Here is a 6,650-nt window from a genome sequence, read left to right on the forward strand (position 1 = left end):
TAAAGTTGCTGTTTTACCTAAAAGTATGACGGAAAAATAGTTTTATGATAGAAAATAAGGCTGTTTAAATCACTTTTTCTATCTTTACGATTCTAACAAACCTAACAATATGTATAGAAATCAATTAAAAGCATGGGTATTTGCTGCTATTTTATCAGCGGGCTTTTCTGTGCAATCTTTTGCACAAGATAATTTAGTGAATGCGTTGAAATACAATGCAAGTGAGAAGAGTAAAGAGTTATATCAATTTACACCAGTAGTTGATATAGAGAATACTACAATTAAAAATCAGGGGTCTTCGGGTACTTGTTGGAGCTATTCTGCAAATTCATTTCTTGAATCAGAGATGATGCGCATGGGTAAGCGTCCTGTTGAGATATCTCAAATCTTCTCAGCGCGTAATGCTTATATTGAAAAGGGAAAAATGTATGTGAAAATGCATGGAGCTGTTACACTTGGTGATGGTGGTGCCTTTCACGATGTAATTAATATGTATAGAAAATATGGGGCGGTGCCTCAGTCTGTCTATGCAGGATTAAACTATGGTACGACTAAGAATAAGTTTGCTGAAATGGCTGCTATTCAAGAGGGAATCCTCAAAGCTGTGGTTTCCAATCCCAATGGGAAACTTACTCCGAACTGGGAAAAAGCTTATGCTGCTGCTATAGATGCTTATCTTGGAGAGGTACCTGAAAAGTTTACTTGGGAAGGTAAAGAATATACTCCTAAAAGTTTTGCAAGTGAAGTAATTGGCCTAAATGCAGATGATTATATTGAAATAGGTTCTGATTTGAACTATCCTTTCTATGAAAAGTTTATTTTATTAGTTCCAGATAACTGGGCATTTGATCAAGTTTACAATGTGAAGATGAACGAGTTGACGGATATAGTTGATCACGCTGTGAACAATGGCTTTACGGTAGCATGGGCTGGTGATGTAAGTGAAAAGTATTTTAGTTGGAAGAATGGCGTGGCTTTTGTACCAGAAAAAGAGTGGGAAGATATGGATGAGGAGGAACGCAAGACTTTATTTGATGGACCTAAAGGAGAGCGTAAAGTAACACCAGAAATGCGTCAAGAAGCTTTTGATAATTACTCTACTACAGATGATCATGGTATGCACATCGTAGGTACTGCCAAAGATCAAAATAATAAGGAATACTACATTATCAAGAACTCATGGGGTATAACAAATGATTATAAAGGATATATGTACATGTCTAAGGAATATGTAAAGTACAAAACAACGGATATTATGATTCACAAGGATGCACTATCTAAAGACATGAAAAAGAAACTGAAAATTTAAAAATTGAAATAAGTTATGGAAAAATTAGCTGCTGGATTAGAGAATATGATCACCAATATTATGGGAAGCCTACCCAAGATTGCAGTAGGTGTCTTAATATTAGTGATAGGAGGGTTTATTGTTAAAGCTGTTTTACGAGGATTGCGTCGTCGATTTGAGAAACGTGAAATGGAAAAGTCTTTGATGGGATTCTTATTGAGTATGATCAAAGTGATTTTATACATCCTTTTAATACTTACAGCTGCATCTACTATGGGAATTCAGACATCTTCTTTCTTAGCGATGTTTGCCTCTGCAGGTTTAGCGATTGGTTTAGCACTTCAGGGGAGTTTATCTAACTTTGCTGGAGGGGTGTTGATCTTGTTGTTTAAGCCTTTTAAGGTAGGAGAGTATATTTCTAATACGGGAGGTGTAGAAGGAACAGTTGATAAAATAGACCTGCTCTATACTACGATAACTGGAGCTACAGGATTAAAAATCTATTGTCCAAACGGACCGTTGGCTAACTCGGTGATTACGAATTATAGTGATATTACTTCACGTCGTTATGACTTCGTTGTTGGGATTTCGTATAGTGCTAATATTAAGACAGCACAGAATGTTATCCAAGAGGCTCTTGCCAAACATGAAGCAGTTAAACAAGATCCGAAACCTATCATATTTGTAAATAGTTTAGCGGATAGTTCTGTTAATTTAAATGTACGTGTATGGATGGATAAAGCTAATTACTGGGATACTGTTTTTGTAATTCAGCAACTGGTGAAGAATGCTTTAGATGAAGCAAATATAGAGATTCCATTTCCACAAAGAGATTTGCATATTATCTCAGATAATACAAAGTAGGATAAATTCATAATAAGTTATAGGCCTCGTACATTTATTGTACGGGGCCTTTCTGTTTCATATTCAATAGATTGCTAATATTAATAGCAATACAAATAACAGCTTTTGCTATATTATGGGTAAATTTGATAAAAATTAAAGGTTATGAAACAGACTGTATATATCTATTTGTTTGAAGGATATTCGGATTGGGAAATATCTTTTCTACTTCCTGAACTCAGAAAATTGAATCAATTCAAGATTGAGTTTGTATCTGATTGCAGGCAAAAGGTGGTTTCTATGGGGGGATTGGAAGTTACTCCTACGAAAAGTTTAAGGGACATCGCATGGAATCGCGTTGCTGCTTTTATTATTCCTGGTGGTCATTTATGGGAGAGCAATCGCAGGACAAAAACGAAATTGTTTAGTTACTTAAATCAAGTGGTTGAAAGTCAGTGTGTCATCGCTTCAATTTGCAGTGCGACATTGTTGTTGGCAAGTGTCGGTTTGTTAGACAATAAATTACATACGAGTAATTCGCTTGAGTATTTACAGGAGCAAGCATCGATGTATAAAGGCGAGCTACTATATATTGATCAACCTGTCGTTTTTGATGATGGCGTGATTACAGCTAACGGTATTTCTCCTATTGAGTTTACAAAGGAAATATTATTAGTTTTAAATGTCGATAAATATTACGTTGAGCAATGGTATCAATTGTTTAAGCACGGTGTTTGGAGTGAGGCTTCTTGAGTAACTCCGTCTGTGTAGTTGTATTTTGTTATGGTTTGTGCTTTAGATGTGCAGCTACAATTCGCTTGCTATTTGTAATGAATGTGAAATGACTTTATCTATATAGATATATTTGTTGTTGATTAATTTCATAGATAGAGTATACATATAACAGAGGGGGGCTTGAAGCCCCCCTCTGTTATTTAATAGCTTATTTTGAAAGCTTATTTCTTATTCGATAATGTAATCTTTGTATTCTTCTGCAATCTTGTCAAATAAAGCTAATAATTCGATTGGATCATCTGTGGTTACTAATTTTAAACGGTGTGGTTTAAAACCGTGAATACCTTTGAAATAGTTTGTGTAATGACGTCTCATTTCAACAATTCCCAATCTTTCACCTTTCCATTCCATAGACCAAATTAAATGGTTCTTAGCAGCGTCTAAACGATCTTTTATTGTCGGTGGCGCTAAAATCTCTCCCGTATTGAAAAAGTGTTTAATCTCATCAAATATCCAGGGATATCCTATGGCTGCTCTTCCTATCATCATTCCATCTAAACCAAAGGTTTCTTTGTATTCTAACGCTTTTTGAGGACTGTCAATATCTCCATTTCCAAAAATTGGAATTTGTATACGAGGATTATTTTTGATGCGCTCAATATGCGTCCAGTCTGAATGACCTTTGTACATTTGAGCTCTTGTACGCGCGTGAATAGTCAAAGCTTGTACCCCTACATCTTGTAGTCGCTCTGCTACTTCGTCAATGTTAATCGAATCTTCGTCCCAGCCCAGTCTTGTCTTAACTGTCACTGGTAAATGTGTACTATTGACTACAGCTTTGGTTAGTCGAACCATTAGATCAATGTCTTTTAGTACACCAGCTCCAGCTCCTTTTGATACTACCTTTTTTACAGGACATCCAAAGTTGATATCTACTAAGTCTGGTTGTACGGTCTCTACAATTCTTGCAGATTCAGCCATAGCCTCTTCATCACCACCAAATATTTGGATTCCTACTGGTCTTTCGTAGTCAAAGATATCCAGCTTCATTCTACTCTTCATCGCATCTCGAATTAACCCTTCCGAAGATATAAACTCAGAATACATCAAATCAGCCCCATGTGCTTTGCACAGGCGGCGGAATGGTGGATCACTTACATCTTCCATTGGTGCCAATAAAAGCGGGTGATCAGGGAGTTCTATGTTGCCTATTTTTATCATATTCGTTTTCGAAATTTGATGCAAAAGTACAATATTTTTAGTTTTTCTACTTTTTTGTGTTCAAATTGTAATTTTAACTTGACTTTCAATGAACTATACAGACTTAAACGATTGCTATTTTCGTATCTTTAGAGCCTAATTCTCGATGCCTTTATATTATGAAATTAACATCTTACGATAAGACTCCTTTTCAGATACAGTTCTCTTTTCACAGGTTGATTCACGAAGTGAAGGCCTTCGTTAGTGACGACCTGCAAAGTGGTCTGAAAAAAGGGTATTATCAAGATTTACTTCAAAGAATAGATCAAGTACCTACTCTGGGTATAATAGCTAATGAACAAGTGATTAAGGATAATCAAGAATTGATAAATGAGCTTTTAGAGATTCTTTTTCCGCGCGGATTACAAGACAATGAGATTAAGGCTGTTTCCATGCCTTTTCAAAGTTTGATGTTCAATTATACCAAGCGATTCCACAAGATTATTGAAGAAAGTGGAGGCAATTATGATATTGAGATTAGGAATTTTAGTCCACATCAGTATTATATCGCATGTTGTTGTATCGTGATGAATTATTACTTCAAATGTGATTTTGATATATCATATCCTCTTTTTATTGACTTGCCTGACAGCAAGGGTATTATTCATCACTATAGAGTATTGTACAATGCCGATTTCGTGGAAGTATTCCCAACGGAGAAAGCCCTGATGTTATCCAAAGAAGATATTGAGTTACTACAAGATAATTACGACGACCTCGATTTGTGGATTAAGTATTTTCCTCAAGAGAGTTGGATTATTCGTGGATTCGGTATCATAAGTTTAGTGGATGTTACTATTGAAAGTGCTATTTCACTGTTAAAGGAGAATTTTCTGAAAGCAGAGCTTCAACGTGAGCCGATTGGCAATACTTTGGGACAATTATTTAGTTCGATTTTTAAAGTACCTAATTTGAAGGTTGGTTATACTCCTTTGGAGTTTGACAAGTTGATTCAAGTAGAAACAAGGGATATTATGGCGCTTAATAGCTACTTGATTAATGAGCAAACTAATGAAATTGTCCTTTCAAAGAATGCTTATACTAAGATTATAGAAAAGTTGGAGTATTTTTCAATCTCTGATATAGACGAACACCTTGCCAACGAAAGTGAACGCATGATGTATGAACAGTTGAAAGCCCGTGGTGTAAAGAGTTGTTTATTTAGTCCAGTAGTTATTTCTACGGGCATAGAAGGTATTTTGGAAATCATATCAGAAGATCAGCGTGCGCTTCACAGCGTCAATGCACAAAAGCTCAATGCGCTGATCCCTATTATTGCTGAGACATTTGAACGAGTAAAGATTGATTTGTTGAATCACGTTGAAGCAATTATACAGAGAGAGTTTACAACGATTCACCCAAGTGTATATTGGAAATTTTTAGAGGAGGCAAGAAGGAATTATGTAGAAAGTGTCATAGAGAAGGATTACTACATTAATCCCATTTCTTTTTCGGATGTTTATCCTCTGTATGGGGAAATTGATATTAAAGGATCGAGTCAGTTGCGCAATGAAGCGATAGTTAAGGATCTTAGGGAACAATTATCTCTGTTGAAAAAGATGTTTAGCAATTCAAAAGGAGAGGTGTCTTCCTTGATTTTAGAGAAGCATTTTTTAAAACTTACTGCTTTTATCAGACAGTTGGAAACTCACTTTTTTTCTGGTTTGGAGCAGCGAATTGAAACCTATATAAAAGAGGAGTTACATCCATTTCTCAAAAAAGAAGGCCATTTGTTTGATGAGGATTTGTTGAAAACATATTTTAATCACATCGATTTGCAGATTAATATATATTATAAGTATCGAAAGATATTTGATCATCAAGTAGGTCGTATGAACAAGTGTTTTTCTGATATTTTAGATGCTCGTCAAAAGGTCGTTCAGAATGTGTTTCCTCATTATTATGAGCGTTTCAAAACGGATGGGATAGAGCACAATATCTATATTGGGGAATCAATTTGTCCAACGTTAAGCTTTGATTTTACTTATTTGCAGAATCTCCGATTATGGCAGTTACAGGTGATGGGAGAACTTATGTGTACGCATTATCGAAATAATATTCAGGAAGTAATTCCGATGGATGTAACAGTTTTGATTTTTGTCTACGATACTTCACTTGGGATTCAGTTTAGAATGGATGAAAAGCGCTTTGATATTGATGGATCATACAATACAAGATATGAAATTATTAAGAAGCGATTGGATAAAGCTTACATAAAAGAAACAACCGAACGCATTGTACAACCCAAAAAAGTAACTATCGCATTTGCGTCTTCAAAAGATTTAGAAGAATATAGAAACTACTTGAGTTTTGGTCAGAAGTTAGGCTTGTTTACTTCAGAATTTGAACAATTTGAGATTGAAGATATGCAGGGGGTTTCAGGAATGATAGGACTGCGTATCGGCGTGAATCTCGATTTTGATACCGAGTCATTAGATTATGTGAATCTGATGCACTTATTTTTGAGAAATCACTATTTGTAGAAAAACAAAGAGGCTGTCTAAAAAGCCTAAAAAACAAAACC

The 6,650-nt window shown here is 35.4% G+C and carries 5 protein-coding genes; 4 read left to right on the forward strand and 1 reads right to left on the reverse strand.

Features of this window, described 5'->3' with window-relative positions:
- Nucleotides 1–109: 109 nt before the first annotated feature.
- From GJV76_RS11150 to GJV76_RS11160, 3 genes are all read left to right on the forward strand, one after another.
- Nucleotides 110–1,309 (forward strand): C1 family peptidase, encoded by a 1,200-nt coding sequence (locus tag GJV76_RS11150; protein WP_155092696.1) that lies wholly within the window; start codon nt 110–112, stop codon nt 1,307–1,309.
- A gap of 15 nt (nt 1,310–1,324) precedes the next feature.
- On the forward strand, nt 1,325–2,152 hold the full coding sequence (locus GJV76_RS11155; protein WP_155092697.1) for a mechanosensitive ion channel family protein: 828 nt from the start codon (nt 1,325–1,327) through the stop codon (nt 2,150–2,152).
- Between the two features lie 144 nt (nt 2,153–2,296).
- Nucleotides 2,297–2,884 (forward strand): DJ-1/PfpI family protein, encoded by a 588-nt coding sequence (locus GJV76_RS11160; RefSeq protein WP_155092698.1) that lies wholly within the window; start codon nt 2,297–2,299, stop codon nt 2,882–2,884.
- 210 nt (nt 2,885–3,094) lie between these two features.
- Here the strand turns inward: GJV76_RS11160 and dusB are convergent, their stop codons facing one another.
- Nucleotides 3,095–4,087, reverse strand: a complete 993-nt coding sequence (gene dusB / locus GJV76_RS11165) for a tRNA dihydrouridine synthase DusB (RefSeq protein WP_155092699.1) — start codon at nt 4,085–4,087, stop codon at nt 3,095–3,097.
- Nucleotides 4,088–4,245: 158 nt separating this feature from the next.
- On the opposite strand from dusB, the gene GJV76_RS11170 reads away from it, so the two are divergent.
- On the forward strand, nt 4,246–6,609 hold the full coding sequence (locus GJV76_RS11170; RefSeq protein WP_155092700.1) for a hypothetical protein: 2,364 nt from the start codon (nt 4,246–4,248) through the stop codon (nt 6,607–6,609).
- Nucleotides 6,610–6,650 lie beyond the last annotated feature (41 nt).

The organism is Myroides albus (assembly GCF_009711045.1).
Lineage (GTDB): Bacteria > Bacteroidota > Bacteroidia > Flavobacteriales > Flavobacteriaceae > Flavobacterium > Flavobacterium album_A.